The 12,746-nt window shown below is 69.8% G+C and carries 13 protein-coding genes; 1 reads left to right on the top strand and 12 read right to left on the bottom strand.

The annotated features are described in order from the left end of the window. Positions 1 to 156 precede the first annotated feature (156 nt). From H036_RS0112800 to H036_RS0112785, 4 genes are read right to left on the bottom strand one after another with little or no spacing between them, the layout of a single operon-like run. Positions 157 to 1,842 carry a ribonuclease J gene (locus tag H036_RS0112800; RefSeq protein ID WP_017935187.1) on the bottom strand — a complete coding sequence of 562 codons (1,686 nt, stop codon included), beginning with the start codon at positions 1,840 to 1,842 and terminating at the stop codon, positions 157 to 159. Positions 1,843 to 1,855: 13 nt separating this feature from the next. Beyond that, positions 1,856 to 2,746, bottom strand: coding sequence for a 4-hydroxy-tetrahydrodipicolinate synthase (gene dapA / locus H036_RS0112795; protein ID WP_017935186.1), 891 nt, complete (start codon positions 2,744 to 2,746; stop codon positions 1,856 to 1,858). A 17-nt stretch (positions 2,747 to 2,763) separates the two neighbouring features. Beyond that, positions 2,764 to 3,699 carry an LLM class F420-dependent oxidoreductase gene (locus H036_RS0112790; RefSeq protein ID WP_017935185.1) on the bottom strand — a complete coding sequence of 312 codons (936 nt, stop codon included), beginning with the start codon at positions 3,697 to 3,699 and terminating at the stop codon, positions 2,764 to 2,766. A 38-nt stretch (positions 3,700 to 3,737) separates the two neighbouring features. Then, positions 3,738 to 4,151: a MarR family winged helix-turn-helix transcriptional regulator gene (locus tag H036_RS0112785; protein ID WP_017935184.1), complete on the bottom strand. Its 414-nt coding sequence runs from the start codon at positions 4,149 to 4,151 to the stop codon at positions 3,738 to 3,740. A 53-nt stretch (positions 4,152 to 4,204) separates the two neighbouring features. Here H036_RS0112785 and H036_RS0112780 point away from each other — a divergent pair, with 53 nt between their 5' ends. Next, positions 4,205 to 4,792 (top strand): TIGR03086 family metal-binding protein, encoded by a 588-nt coding sequence (locus H036_RS0112780; protein ID WP_017935183.1) that lies wholly within the window; start codon positions 4,205 to 4,207, stop codon positions 4,790 to 4,792. 10 nt (positions 4,793 to 4,802) lie between these two features. Here the strand turns inward: H036_RS0112780 and H036_RS0112775 are convergent, their stop codons facing one another. The 8 genes from H036_RS0112775 to gcvT all read right to left on the bottom strand — a co-directional run bounded on the left by H036_RS0112775 (position 4,803) and on the right by gcvT (position 12,719). Beyond that, positions 4,803 to 5,924, bottom strand: a complete 1,122-nt coding sequence (locus H036_RS0112775) for a calcium:proton antiporter (protein WP_017935182.1) — start codon at positions 5,922 to 5,924, stop codon at positions 4,803 to 4,805. Further along, positions 5,921 to 6,415 (bottom strand): dihydrofolate reductase, encoded by a 495-nt coding sequence (locus tag H036_RS0112770; RefSeq protein WP_017935181.1) that lies wholly within the window; start codon positions 6,413 to 6,415, stop codon positions 5,921 to 5,923. The genes H036_RS0112775 and H036_RS0112770 overlap by 4 nt, the downstream gene beginning before the upstream one ends. After that, entirely contained in the window at positions 6,408 to 7,217 is an 810-nt protein-coding gene (locus tag H036_RS0112765) for a thymidylate synthase (protein WP_017935180.1), read from the bottom strand. Before H036_RS0112765 ends, H036_RS0112770 begins: the two co-directional genes overlap by 8 nt. Before the next feature lie 46 nt (positions 7,218 to 7,263). Then, entirely contained in the window at positions 7,264 to 8,094 is an 831-nt protein-coding gene (locus H036_RS0112760) for a PhzF family phenazine biosynthesis protein (RefSeq protein ID WP_017935179.1), read from the bottom strand. 144 nt (positions 8,095 to 8,238) lie between these two features. After that, positions 8,239 to 9,591 (bottom strand): NCS2 family permease, encoded by a 1,353-nt coding sequence (locus H036_RS0112755; protein ID WP_017935178.1) that lies wholly within the window; start codon positions 9,589 to 9,591, stop codon positions 8,239 to 8,241. A 142-nt stretch (positions 9,592 to 9,733) separates the two neighbouring features. Next, positions 9,734 to 11,302: an amino acid permease gene (locus tag H036_RS0112750; RefSeq protein WP_017935177.1), complete on the bottom strand. Its 1,569-nt coding sequence runs from the start codon at positions 11,300 to 11,302 to the stop codon at positions 9,734 to 9,736. Further along, positions 11,302 to 11,565, bottom strand: a complete 264-nt coding sequence (locus H036_RS0112745) for a hypothetical protein (RefSeq protein WP_157417343.1) — start codon at positions 11,563 to 11,565, stop codon at positions 11,302 to 11,304. The genes H036_RS0112750 and H036_RS0112745 overlap by 1 nt, the downstream gene beginning before the upstream one ends. A 2-nt stretch (positions 11,566 to 11,567) precedes the next feature. Then, positions 11,568 to 12,719: a glycine cleavage system aminomethyltransferase GcvT gene (gene gcvT, locus H036_RS0112740; RefSeq protein WP_017935175.1), complete on the bottom strand. Its 1,152-nt coding sequence runs from the start codon at positions 12,717 to 12,719 to the stop codon at positions 11,568 to 11,570. Positions 12,720 to 12,746 lie beyond the last annotated feature (27 nt).

Here is a 12,746-nt window from a genome sequence, read left to right as displayed (position 1 = left end):
ATTTGGTGATCACACCTGTCACACGCACCACAGGAGTGCGTGTCGCTCACACCCCTCACGCCGACTTTGCGGAAATGGCCGCCGAGTCTGCACCTTCAGGGGTGCCGACTCGGCGGCCATTTCTACCGACTCGCGGGCCATTTCGACCGATTCGGGTCAGGCCTCCAGGACCACCGGGATGATCATCGGCCGACGACGGTGGGTGTCGGAGACCCAGCGCCCGATCGTACGTCGGATGGCCTGCTGCATCTGGTAGGTGTCGGTGGCACCCTCGGCGACCGCGCGGTTGATCGCATCCACGATCGGCTGTTTGATCTCCTCGAAGGCGCCGGCGTCCCACGCGTTGCCGCGGGCGTGGATCTCCGGGCCCGCCGAGACCTTGCCGCTGACCGAGTCGACGACCACGATCACCGAGATGAAGCCCTCCTCGCCGAGGATCCGGCGGTCCTTGAGCTCGGACTCGGTGATGTCGCCGACCGAGGTGCCGTCCACGAACACGTAGCCGCACTCGACCTTGCCTGCCACCTCGGCGACGCCGTCGACCAGGTCGACCACGACGCCGTCCTCGGCGATGACCACGTTGTCGATCCCGACTGCACGAGCCAGGTCGCCGTTGGCGAGGAGGTGCCGGATCTCTCCGTGGACCGGCATGACGTTGCGCGGCCGCACGATGTTGTAGCAGTAGAGCAGCTCGCCCGCGGAGGCGTGCCCGGACACGTGCACCAGCGCGTTGCCCTTGTGCACCACGTTGGCGCCGAGCCGAGCCAGCCCGTTGATCACCCGGTAGACGGCGTTCTCGTTGCCCGGGATCAGCGAGGAGGCCAGCAGCACCGTGTCACCGGGCGCGATCTGGACGAAGTTGTGGGTGCCGTTGGAGATCCGCGACAGCGCCGACATCGGCTCGCCCTGCGAACCGGTCGAGATCAGCACCTGCCGCTCGGGCGCCAGCTCGGCCAGCTGCTTGGCGTCGACGATCACGCCCTCCGGCACGTGCAGGTAGCCCAGGTCTGAGGCGATCTGCATGTTGCGGACCATGGAACGCCCGACGTACCCGACCTTGCGGCCGTGCTTCACCGCCGCATCCAGGATCTGCTGCACGCGGTGCACGTGGGAGGCGAAGCAGGCCACGATGATGCGCTGCTCCGACTCGCGGAAGACCTGCTCGATCGCGGGGGTGATCTTCTTCTCGGCCGTGGTGAAGCCGGGGACCTCCGCATTGGTGGAGTCGGTCAGGAAGAGGTCGACGCCCTCCTCCCCCAACCGCGCGAAGGAGCGCAGGTCGGTGATCCGGCCGTCCAGCGGCAGCTGGTCCATCTTGAAGTCGCCGGTGTGCAGCACCATTCCCGCATCCGTGCGGATCGCGACGGCGAGGGCGTCCGGGATGGAGTGGTTGACCGCGACGAACTCGAGGTCGAAGGGACCGAAGCTGATCCGCATCCCCTCCTTGACCTCGTGGTGCACCGTCTCCCGGAGTCGGTGCTCGCGCAACTTGGAGCCCAGCAGCGCAAGGGTCAGCTTGGAGCCGACCAGCGGGATGTTCCCGCGCTCACGCAGCAGGTACGGCGTGGCGCCGATGTGGTCCTCGTGCCCGTGGGTCAGGACCAGTGCCTCGACGTCGGCGAGGCGCTCCCGGATGTAGGACCAGTCCGGCAGGATCAGGTCGACGCCGGGCTGGTGGTCCTCCGGGAAGAGGACGCCACAGTCGACGATGAGCAGCCTGCCGGCGTACTCGAAGACCGTCATGTTCCGGCCGACCTCGCCGAGACCGCCCAGCGGGATCACCCGCAGGGCGCCCTCGGGCAGCGCGGCGGGCGCGGAGAGCTCAGGATGGGGGTGGCTCATGAAGCCCTTTCGATCAAAGAAGGCCCGCCGCCACCAGCCCCACGCGGAGTGCCTCGACCTCGTCGTCGTCCAACGCCACCAGTGGCGATCGGACGGAACGGTTGTCGATGACGCCGGTGAGCTCGAGGGCGGCCTTCGCCGTGGTCGCTCCGTAGTTGGGGACGCCCATGATGGCGTCGATCGCGGGGAGCATCCGCGCATACGTCTTTCGGGCGGTCGCCACGTCGCCGGCGGCCATCGCGTCGACCATGGTCCGCAGCAGGTCGCCGGCCACGTGCCCGGCGACGCTGACCACGCCGGTCGCGCCGTGCGCGAGCCACGCCAGGTTGAGCGCGTCGTCACCGGAATAGAGCGAGAAGCCCAGGTCGATCAGCTTGGTCCCGCGTGCCAGGTCGCCGGTCGCCTCCTTGGCGGCGACGACGGTGTCCCAGCCGATCGCCTCGCGGTAGACGTCGTAGGAGATCGTGCTGCCCGTGCGTCCAGGCACGTCGTAGAGCATGATCGGTACGCCGGTGGCCGCGGCGACCTGCTGGAAGTGCTGGGCGATGCCGCGCTGCCCGGGCTTGTTGTAGTAGGGCGTGACGAGCAGCAGCCCGTCCGCGCCCACCTTCTCGGCCTGGCGGGCAAGCTCGATGCTGGTGCGGGTGTCATTGGTGCCCACACCTGCCACGATCTTGGCCCTGTCGCCGACCGCGTCCTTGACCGCGGCCAACGTCTCGGCGTCCTCGGCGACGGTGGTCGTCGCGGACTCGCCGGTGGTGCCGGAGACCACCAGGCCGTCGTGGCCGTGGTCGACGAGGTGTCGCGCGACCTTCTGGGTCTGCTCGAGGTCGACCGAACCGTCCTGCTTATAGACGGTGACCATGGCGGTCAGGACGGTCCCGAACGGAGCGGCGGAGGTCATGAGCCCAAGGGTATCGCTCAGATCGCCGGCATGACGTCACGCGCCACCAGGCGGAGGTGATCGAGGTCGGTGAGATCGAGCACCTGCAGGTAGAGCCGGACGGCGCCGGCGCCCTCGAACGCCTTGATCTTGCCGATCACCTCGTCGGGCGTGCCGGCCAGGCCGTTCTCGCGCAGCTCGTCCTTGTCCCGGCCGATCGCGGTGGCGCGCCGCTCGAGCTCCGCCTCGTCCGCGCCGACGCACAGCACCTGGGCGGCGCTGTAGGTCATGCTCGCGGCATCGCGGCCGGCGGCCTCCACCGCCCGGGCGACACGGCCGAACTGCGTCCGGGTCGCCTCCACGTCGGCGAACGGCACGTTGAACTCATCGGCGTACGCCGCGGCGAGGGCCGGAGTGCGCTTCTTGCCGTGCCCGCCGACGACGACCGGGATGGTGCCGCGGTGGCCGCTGCGCTGGACGGGCTTGGGTAGCGCCGGGCTCTCCACGAGCTGGTAGTGCTCACCGGCGAAGTCGTAGCTGCCCTCTGCCGCCCAGAGACCGGTGATGAGCTCGAGCTGCTCCTCGAGCCGGTCGAAGCGCTCGCCGGTCGCCGGGAACGGGATGCCGTAGGCCTGGTGCTCCTGCTCGAACCAGCCGGCCCCGAGGCCGAAGTCGACCCGGCCGCCGGACATCTGGTCGACTCCCGCCACGGTCACCGCCAGCGGGCCCGGATGGCGGAAGGTGGCGCTGGTGACGAGCGTGCCGAGTCGGATCGTGGAGGTCTCGCGGGCGATACCGGCCAGCGTGATCCACGCGTCGGACGGGCCGGGCTCGCCGGTGACGTCGCCCATCTTGAGGTAGTGGTCCGACCGGAAGAACGCCCCGAAGCCGAGTCGCTCGGCCTCCTGGGCGAGGGTGATCAGGTCGTCGTACGTCGCGCCCTGTTGCGGCTCGGTGAAGATGCGCAGCTCCATGGCGCTCACTCTGCCAGGACACTCCCAGCGTCTCGCCGTCAGGGGTTGCCGACCAGCCTCACCAGCGCACGCTCCAGAGCCGCCCGTTCGTCGGCGGGCAGCGACAAGAGCAGCTCGGTCTCCATCACGCGGATCCGTGCGCGGCACGCGCCGACCAGGTCGCGCCCCGACCCGGTCAGCGCCACCACCTTGTTGCGCCGGTCGGCCGGGTCCGGTGAACGCGTGATGAGGCCGCGCTCCTCCAGCCCGTCGAGGTTGCGGATGAGGCGGGTCTGGTCGCGGCCGGTCGCAGCGGCCAGCTCGCGCTGGGTGGCGGCGTCTCCGCCCAGGAGGGCGGCGAGGACGACGTAGTCCCACATCTCCAGGCCGGACGCGGCGAGGATCGGCGTCTCGAGGCGCACGATCTCGCGCAGCAGGCGGGCGGTCATCGTGCCGAGATCGGGTCGGTCCATGCTGGCGGATCATACCCGCAGACAGATCATCTACACAGGTTTATGATGTGGGCATGATGACGATGGAGCAGCTCCGCCCGCTCTTCGAGAAGGCCCTCGGCGACGCCGGTGTGCTGGTGATCCGCGCCGCCGCGACCGATCTCGGCCGCCCCACACCGTGCGCCGACTGGGACCTCCGCGCCCTGATCGGGCACATGATCGGGCAGAACGCGGGCTTCGCCGCGGCTGTGCGCGACGGCGACGCCCCACCTTCGGCGTACGCCGCCCCGGAGTTGGGCGCGGGCGAGATCCGGCCGCGTTGGGAGGAGTCCGCCGATCGGTTGCGGACCGCCTTCCGGGAAGCGGACCCGGAGCGTGTGCTGCGACTCGCCGAGTTCGACCGCGAGGTCACCGCCACCACGGCGCTCGGGATGCAGGTCCTCGACTGTGCGGTGCACGCCTGGGACGTCGCCAAGGCGCTCGACGAGGACTACCGACCGCCGCCAGAGGTGGCCGAGACCGTGCTCGCCAGCGCGCGGATGATCGCGGCCCGGCCGGGCGGTACGCCGGGCGTCTTCGCTGCACCGGTCGAGACCGGTAGCACCGAGGCTGGCGACAGTGCCGACCCGTGGCGGGAGGCGCTGAGGCTGCTCGGCCGCTGAACGGGCAGTCCTACGGGCTGGCCGAGAGGAAGACGAACGCGGCCAGCAGGACCAGGTGCAGCCCGCCGTGCAGCGTCTTCGCCCGGCCGGGAACGACGGTGAGCGTCCCGACCACCAGGGAGATCGCCAGCAGCACGATCTGGGTCGGATCCAGGCCCAGGACGAGGTCACCGTCGATCCAGATCGAGGCCACCGCGATCGCCGGGATGGTGAGGCCGATCGAGGCCATCGCCGAACCGTAGGCCAGGTTGAGGCTGATCTGCACCCGGTCGGCCATCGCGTGCCGGAAGGCGGCGATGCTCTCGGGCAGCAGCACCAGCAGCGCGATCACCACGCCGACCACGGTGTCGGGCATCCCGAGGGCGTGCACACCGTCCTTGATCGCGCCCGACTCGACCTTGGCCAGCCCGACCACCGCGACCAGCGCCAGGACGAGGGCAGCGGCACTGATCAGCGCCGAACGCATGCCCGGCGGGTCGGCGTGGCCGTCCTCGTCGGCATCGCGCACGGTGCCGTCGGCCGCGACCGGCAGGAAGAAGTCGCGGTAGCGGCCGGTCTGCGTGAGCACGAAGAGGACGTAGACCAGCAACGAGGCGAGACCGGCGAAGGTCAGCTGGGCGCCGGTGAAGATCGGCCCGGGGTGCGAGGTGGTGAACCGCGGCAGCACCAGGCACAGCACCGCGATGGTGCTCACGGTGGCCAGCGCCGCACCGGTCCCCTCGGGGTTGAACACCGCGAGTCGGTGCCGCACCGCCCCGATCAGCAGCGCGCCACCGGCGATGCCGTTGAGGCAGATCATCGCCGCGGAGAACACGGTGTCGCGCGCCAGCGAGTCGGTACCCGAGCCACCGGCTGCCATCAGGGTGACGATCAGCCCGACCTCGATCACCGTCACCGAGACGGCGAGCAGCAACGAGCCCATCGGCTCGCCGACCTGGTGGGCCACCACCTCGGCGTGGTGCACCGAGGCGAGCACGGCCCCGATCAGCAGGACGGCGATGAGCGCGACGACCAGTCCGTGCGGGTGGCTTCCCCAGGTGAGGAGCAGCTCGAGGGCGGCGATGATCGGGACGCTGATCGTCCACCGCAGCCGGGTCAGCAGCAGGCTGACGCGGTCGAGCAGCCCGCTCACGCGGTCGCCGCCCGGCGCACCAGGAAGACGCGGTCGTAGAGGTCGTGGGACTCGCGCGCGGTCTCACGCCACTCGTCCTCGTCGTACGCCGGATAGCGGACGTCGCCCTCCGGGGTCAGGTGGACGCGGGTCAGCACCTGCTCGGTGGCGTGCGGCATCGCGGAGGCATAGACCTGCGCTCCCCCGGCCACCATCACCTCACCCGAGAGCTGCGCAGCCAGGTCCAGTGCCGCGTCGACGTCCCCGGCGACCTGCACGCCCTCGTGCGCCCACGAGCGGTCCCGGGTGAGCACGATCGTGCTGCGGCCCGGCAGCGGCCGGCCGATCGACTCGAAGGTGGTCCGGCCCATCAGCAGCGTGTGCCCCCAGGTCAGCGCCTTGAACTCTGCCTGCTCGCCCGGGATCCGCCACGGGATGTCGGGGCCGTTGCCGATCACGCCGTTGTCCGCGACGGCCGCCACCAGGACGACCCGCCGAACGGCCTCAGACACTGATCGGTGCCTTGATCGCGGGGTGCGGGTCGTAGCCCTCGACGCTGATGTCCTCGAGCTCGAAGGTGTCGATCTCGCGCACGTCGGGGTTGAGCACCAGCCGCGGCAGCTCGCGTGGGGTCCGGGTGAGCTGCTCGCGGGCCTGGTCGAGATGGTTGAGGTAGAGGTGGGCGTCCCCGAGGGTGTGCACGAAGTCGCCCACCTCGAGGCCCGCGACCTGGGCGACCATGTGGGTCAGCAGCGCGTAGGAGGCGATGTTGAACGGCACGCCGAGGAAGACATCGGCGCTGCGCTGGTAGAGCTGGCAGCTCAACCGGCCGGGTCCGTCCTCCTGGGGGCTGACGTAGAACTGGAAGAGCGCGTGGCACGGCGCCAACGCCATGTCGGGGATGTCGGCGGGGTTCCAGGCCGAGACCACCAGGCGACGCGAGTCGGGGTTGGTGCCGATTTGGTCGATGACCTCGCGCAGCTGGTCGATGTGGCGACCATCGGGGGTCGGCCAGGAGCGCCACTGCGCACCGTATACCGGGCCGAGGTCGCCGTTCTCGTCGGCCCACTCGTCCCAGATCGTGATGTTGCGGTCCTGCAGCCACTTGACGTTCGTGTCCCCGCGCAGGAACCACAGCAGCTCGCCGAAGACCGAGCGGGTGTGGATCTTCTTCGTCGTCAGCAGCGGGAACCCGGCCGAGAGGTCGTAGCGGGTCTGGTGCCCGAAGACGCTGAGCGTGCCGGTGCCGGTGCGGTCGGACTTCTCCACGCCTTCGTCGAGGATCCGGGCCAGGAGGTCGAGGTAGGACTGCACGGGCGCCAGCCTAGCCGCGCAGCGCGCTCACCCGCTCGCCTACGCCTCAGCCCAGCTCGACGCTGCCTGTGATCGTCGTACGGGTGTCGCCGCCGACCCAGATGACACCGTCGGGGTCGGTGGAGATGTGCACCCGCCCGCGACGGCCCAGCGCCGTACCCTGGCTCGCGACGTACGACGCGGGCAGCGTCCCGTTGCCGGTCAGCCACTGCGCGACGCTGGCGTTCAGCGAGCCGGTCACCGGGTCCTCGTCGACCCCGAGCCCGCCGACGAAGGCACGCACCTCGATGGCGCACTCCCCCTCCGGATAGATCCCGACCACGCCGACCGCCAGGTCGCCGAGCGCGCCGGGGTCGGGCCAGATCGAGAGCACGGCTGCGGCGTCCGCGAGCAGGACGGCGACCCAGCCCGGGCCGTTGTCGACCCACTCGGCAGCGACGATCTCGTCGGGGCCGATCCTGAGACCGTCGGCGATGCGTGCGAGGTCGTCTTCGGCGACCGGACCGGAGCGCAGCCGATCCGGGGCCGCGAAGGCCAGCTGATCGTCCTCCCTACGCAGCTCGACCAGGCCGACTCCGCACTCCTGGACGATCCTCGGCCCGCGAGCGACTCCGCCGTTCTCCAGCCACGCGTGTGCCGAGCCGAGGGTCGGGTGCCCGGCGAACGGCAGCTCGCCGCCGGGCGTGAAGATCCGCAGCCGGTAGTCCGCCTCGGGCCTCGTGGGCGGCAGCAGGAAGGTCGTCTCGGAGAGGTTGGTCCAACGGGCGAACGCCGCCAGCTGCTCGTCACTGAGGCCCTGCGCGTCGTGCACGACCGCGACCGGATTGCCGAGCAGCGGCTCGGAGGAGAAGACGTCGACCTGTCGGAAAGCACGCATGTGGCGACGGTATCCCTCGACATCTCCTCGACCTGGCCCATGAGCCCCGCCTGGTGACAGCAGACCGCCCGGCCCTCACCGCTCCCGGCGTACGCCTGCTGGAGTGGTGAGGACCGCGCGGTCCCGGGTGTTGCTACGGAGACCTCAGACGACGCCGCGCAGGAAGTACCAGACGAAGAAGGCACCCACCACGGCGAGCAGCGGGTGGACCTCACGCCACTTGCCACGACCCAGCGCGATCAGCACGAAGGTGACGATGCCGGCACCGACGCCGTTCGCGATCGAGTAGGTGAACGGCATCAGCGTGATGGTGACGAAGGCCGGCACCGCCACGCCCATGTCCTGCCAGTCGATGCCCGCGACCTGGCTGATCATCAGCGCACCGACGATCACCAGCGCCGGGCCGGTGGCCGAGGACGGGATGATGCCGACGATCGGCGAGAGGAACATCGCGAGCAGGAAGAGCCCGCCGGTCACGATGTTCGCCAGGCCGGTCTTGGCGCCCTGGGCGGCGCCGGCGGTGCTCTCCACGAAGATGGTGTTCGAGGACGCCGAGGCCGCACCACCGGCGATCGCGCCGACCGACTCGACGATCAGGACGTTGCGCATCTGCGGCAGGCGACCGTCCTCGTCGACCAGGTCGGCCTCGCGGCCGATGGCCAGCGCGGTGCCCATGGCGTCGAAGAAGTTCGCCATCAGGACGGTCAGGATCAGACCGATCGCGGCGCCCCAGCCGAGCACGTCGAAGACGTGGAAGCGGGCGTCGCCGACGAGGTGGAAGTCGGGCGTGGCGAAGACCTTGTGCGGCCAGGTCGCACCGGCGACAGGGGTGCCGTCGGCAGCGCCGTTGACGATGAGCGCGACCACCGTGCCGACGACGATGCCGATCAGCAGGGCGCCCGGGATCTTGCGAGCCATCAAGATGGCGACCACGAGCAGGGTGACGGCGAAGACGAGCGTGTTCCAGCTGCGGAAGTGGTCGCTCAGCGCGACGACGGTGCCGCCGCCCTCCGGGTGGATCACGATGCCGCCGTCGACGAAGCCGATCAGCGCGATGAACAGGCCGATACCGGCGCCGATGGCGCGCTTGAGGGCGTCGGGGATGGCGTTCATGATCGCCTCGCGCAGTCCCACCAGGACCAGCACGAGCATGACGACACCCTCGATCACAATCACGCCCATGGCGTCGGCCCAGCTCAGGCCGCGGCCGGCGACCAGGGTGTAGGCCACGAAGGCGTTGACGCCGAGGCCCGCCGCCAGTGCCATCGGCACGTTGGCGAACAGGCCCATCGCGATCGTCATCACGGCGGCGACGAGCGCGGTGACGGTGACGAGCTGGGTCTGGTCGAGGGTCAGGCCGGCGGCGTCCTTCACCCCGCCGAGGATGGCGGGGTTCAGGGCGACGATGTAGGCCATCGTCGCGAACGTGACGAGACCACCGAGGATCTCGGTGCGAACAGTGCTGCCGCGCTCGCTGATGCGGAAGAAGCGATCCATGAAGAGTCCTAGTCAAGACTGTGCGGGGACGGCACGTCGCGCCGCCCGATCTGGCATGCGAGACATGACGGGGCGCATTATGGACGGAATTCGAGCCTTGGCGCTAACCCACCGGTAACCGACGGCCCCTCAGCCCCAGGCGTCACGGCCGCATCGGGCCGTTCCGCGACTGGCCGGCGGCGCCGTGAGCGCTCGCTCCCGCAGGCGCATCGGCGCCGTCGTCCTCGGCGTACCGGGGACCGTCGAGCGTCCAGCGGGAGCCGAGCCGGTTACCGGTGTTGGCCACCACCTTGGGCCGGGCGTAGAGCCAGCCGAGGGTGAGCAGGACGACGATCGTCGGCAGGCCGAGCACCACCACCAGGAAGTCGGTCTTGTGCCAGAAGCCGGGCGACTCCTGCCAGCCCGAGATCGCCATCCCGACCACCACGAAGCCGACGAAGATCAACCCGATGATGCTGGTGTACGGCGATCCTGGGGCCTGGAACGAGCTGGCCGGGATCACGCCTCGGTCGCTCAGCTGTCTGAGCCTGATCTGGCACAGGAAGATCGCCGACCAGGTCGCCAGCACGCCGATCGAGGCGCACTCCAGCGCGATGTCGAAGGCCGACCCCGGCGCGACCGCGTTGAGGATCGCACCCAGCGCATAGACGACGGCGGTCATCAAGATGCCGGCGTAGGGAACCCCGCTGGCGCTCATCCGCAGCGTGAAGCCCGGCGCCTGCTTGGCCATGCCGAGGCTGCGCAGCACCCGGCCGGTCGAGTAGAGCCCGGAGTTGAGGCTCGACATCGCGGCGACGATCAGGATCGCCTGCACCACGTCGCCGATCCCACCGAAGCCCAGCCTGTCGAAGACCGTGACGAACGGGCTGGTGCCGGACTTGTAGTCCGAGGTGGGCAGCATCGCGACCAGCAGCAGGATCGAGCCGACGTAGAAGACGCCGATGCGGAGCACCACGGCGTTCACCGCACGCGGGACCTCACGGTCGGGATCCTGCATCTCACCGGCGGCGACGGCGACCATCTCGATGGCGGCATAGGCGAAGACGACACTCGACATGATCAGGATCGGGCCGTACCAGTGGAAGTCACCGGTCGAGGGCCAGAAACCGCCCGGGTTGTCCCAGAGGTTCGCGAAGCCGGCCTGATGGCCGCCGATGTGCAGCCCGCCGATGACCACGACCAGGCCCACCAGGATGAAGGCGAGGATCGCGCCCACTTTGAGCAGGGAGGCCCAGAACTCGAACTCGCCGAACGCCTTGGCCGAGAGCAGGTTGACCACCAGTACGACGGCGAGCGCGATCAGCACCGTGATCCACGCGGGCATGCTCTTGTCGAAGTGCTTGACGTAGAGGCCGACCGCGGAGAGGTCGGCGATGCCGGTCAGCGCCCAGTTCAGCCAGTACATCCAGCCGGTGACGTAGGCGCCGAGCTCGCCGTAGAACTCGCGCGTGTAGGAGACGAACGCACCCGACGTGGCGCGGTGCAGGACCAGCTCGCCGAGGGCGCGCATCAGGAAGTAGGCGATCACGCCGACGGCCGCGTAGCTGATCAGCAGGGCCGGCCCGGTGGTGTTGAGCCTGGCGGCCGAGCCGAGGAAGAGACCCGTGCCGATCGCACCGCCGATCGCGATCATCTGGACCTGGCGGCGCCCCAGGCTCTTCTGATAGCCGTCCTGCTCGTCGAGGATCTCCTGGTCGAAGGAGGTCGACATCAGCCGTCCGCGCTCAGCGACATGGGCCCGTAGACCTGTCGGTCGTGCTCGAGCAGTACGACGGCGGTCACGCCCTGCTCGGCGAGCTCGTGCCAGAACTCCCCGACCCAGGACTCGGCATCGCCCTGGGAGGCGAACCGCTGCCCGGCGTACTCCTCGCTGACCTTCACCTCCTCACCCGATGCGTTCTCCAGGCGCCACCACCACGAGTGCTCGGGCGGCGTCGGCGGATGGAAGGGTGAGGGCACATCAGGAAGGGACACGATCAGGCCTCTCGGACGTGGGAGGGGACGAACGGCGTCGAGGTGAGCTGGAAGACCTCGCGCCGGCCACGCACATCGACGCCGATCTCGGCGTCGGGATCGACGCTCGTGGAGACGAGCGCGAGGCCGATGCCCTTGCGCAGCGTCGGGCTGAAGGTACCGGAGGTGACCTCCCCGACCAGAAGGTCGGGGGTCAGCGACACCGCCATGTGCGGCCGCGGGATGCCGCGCCCGGTGGCGAGGATGCCGCGCAGCACACGGGTCGGGCCGGACGCCTTGATCGGTGCCAGCACCTCACGGCCCCAGAACGCGTCCTTCTTCCAGCCGACGGCCCACCCGACGCCGCCCTCGAGCGGGTTGATCGTCGGTGAGATGTCCTGGCCGTGCAGCGGGTAGCCCATCTCGGTGCGCAGGGTGTCGCGCGCACCGAGACCGCACGGCACCAGACCGACCTCCTCCCCGGCGGCGACCAGTGCGTCCCAGAGCGCGATGGCGACGTCGTTGGCGGCGACCAGCTCATACCCCCGCTCGCCGGTGTAGCCGGTGCGGCAGACGATCACGTCACTGGTCTCCCCCGTCGCGCTGGTGAAGGAGGCCTCGACGAAGCTCATGTAGTCGACGGGTGTCGCATCGTGCCCGGACGGCAGCCCGACCCCGGCCAGCACCTCGTCCGACCTCGGTCCCTGCACAGCGAGCACGACGAAGTCGCGGTGCTGGCTGGTCACCTCCACACCTTCGGGCGCGGCCTCGGCCAACCGACGCACCACCTCGGCGGTGTTGGCGGCGTTGGGTATGAGGAAGACGTTGTCGTCGTCCTTGTAGTAGGCGATCAGGTCGTCGACGATGCCGCCTGTCAGGTCGTCGATGCACAGCGTGTACTGGGCCTTGCCCGGTGCGATCCGGCGCAGGTCGTTGGAGAGCGTGGCGTTCACGAACTCGGCCGCGCCGGCACCCCTGACGCTCGCCTTGCCGAGGTGGCTGACGTCGAAGATCCCGACCGCCTCACGCACGGCGGCGTGCTCCTTGACGACCCCGCCTCGAGTACCGCCGTACTCCAGCGGCATCGACCAGCCGCCGAACTCGCCGAACTTCGCGCCGAGCGCGACATGACGGTCGTGGAGGGGTGAGGTGAGCAGTTCATCGGCGTCGGACATGGCCTCGAAACTACCGTAGGTAGGCTG

Origin of the sequence: Nocardioides sp. Iso805N, assembly GCF_000364605.1 — a bacterium.
GTDB lineage: Bacteria > Actinomycetota > Actinomycetes > Propionibacteriales > Nocardioidaceae > Nocardioides.
This window is presented reverse-complemented; position numbering and strand designations above follow the sequence as displayed.

Coding starts and splice junctions, on each gene's coding strand:
- H036_RS0112790 (WP_017935185.1), bottom strand. CDS start 3,699: ATGGAGCTGCGCATCTTCACCGAGCCGCAACAGGGCGCGACGTACGAC.
- H036_RS0112750 (WP_017935177.1), bottom strand. CDS start 11,302: ATGTCGACCTCCTTCGACCAGGAGATCCTCGACGAGCAGGACGGCTAT.
- H036_RS0112780 (WP_017935183.1), top strand. CDS start 4,205: ATGATGACGATGGAGCAGCTCCGCCCGCTCTTCGAGAAGGCCCTCGGC.
- H036_RS0112760 (WP_017935179.1), bottom strand. CDS start 8,094: ATGCGTGCTTTCCGACAGGTCGACGTCTTCTCCTCCGAGCCGCTGCTC.
- dapA (WP_017935186.1), bottom strand. CDS start 2,746: ATGACCTCCGCCGCTCCGTTCGGGACCGTCCTGACCGCCATGGTCACC.
- H036_RS0112785 (WP_017935184.1), bottom strand. CDS start 4,151: ATGGACCGACCCGATCTCGGCACGATGACCGCCCGCCTGCTGCGCGAG.
- H036_RS0112800 (WP_017935187.1), bottom strand. CDS start 1,842: ATGAGCCACCCCCATCCTGAGCTCTCCGCGCCCGCCGCGCTGCCCGAG.
- gcvT (WP_017935175.1), bottom strand. CDS start 12,719: ATGTCCGACGCCGATGAACTGCTCACCTCACCCCTCCACGACCGTCAT.
- H036_RS0112755 (WP_017935178.1), bottom strand. CDS start 9,591: ATGGATCGCTTCTTCCGCATCAGCGAGCGCGGCAGCACTGTTCGCACC.